The sequence below is a fragment of the Dryocola clanedunensis genome, assembly GCF_038405435.1.
In the GTDB taxonomy this organism is placed as follows: Bacteria; Pseudomonadota; Gammaproteobacteria; order Enterobacterales; family Enterobacteriaceae; genus Dryocola; species Dryocola clanedunensis_A.
In genome coordinates, this window is sequence record NZ_JBBYHZ010000237.1 from 1 (window position 1) to 514 (window position 514).

The 514-nt window shown below is 71.4% G+C and carries 1 protein-coding gene; it reads left to right on the forward strand.

Translation table 11 applies throughout. The features are described 5' to 3' along the window. Positions 1-68 precede the first annotated feature (68 nt). Positions 69-514: heme exporter protein CcmB (locus AAE045_RS24415; RefSeq protein ID WP_455549871.1), on the forward strand; the 446-nt coding region annotated here is incomplete at its 3' end.

The following is a 514-nucleotide window of genomic DNA, read 5'->3' on the forward strand; positions in this document are numbered from 1 at the left end:
GTCACCACCCACGGCGCCTACGCGGCCCCCCCGGTGCGCACGCGCCTGCTGACCCTGGGAGCGGCGGCATGATCGCGCCAGGAACCGAACCGGGTCTGTGGCAGACCGCGCGGGCCCTGATTGCCCGCGACATGCGCCTGCTCTGGCGGCGCCGCGGCGATGCGCTGCAGCCCTTGCTGTTCGCACTGCTGGTGGTGGTGCTGTTCGCACTGGCGCTGGGCCGCGACCCGGAGGCGATGGCGCGCGTGGCCGCGGCGGTGATGTGGCTGGCGGTGCTGCTGGCCGGCCAGCTGGCGCTGGACTCGCTGTTCCGCAGCGATGCCGAAGATGGCTCGCTGGAGCAATGGCTGCTGGCCCCGGTTCCGCTGGCCTGGCTGGTCCTGGTGCGGGTGCTGGTGCACTGGGTCACCACCGCCCTGCCGTTGATCGTGATGTCGCCGCTGCTGGCGGAAATGCTGCATCTGCCGCATGACCAGCTGCCGATGTTGCTGGCATCGTTGCTGCTGGGAACGCC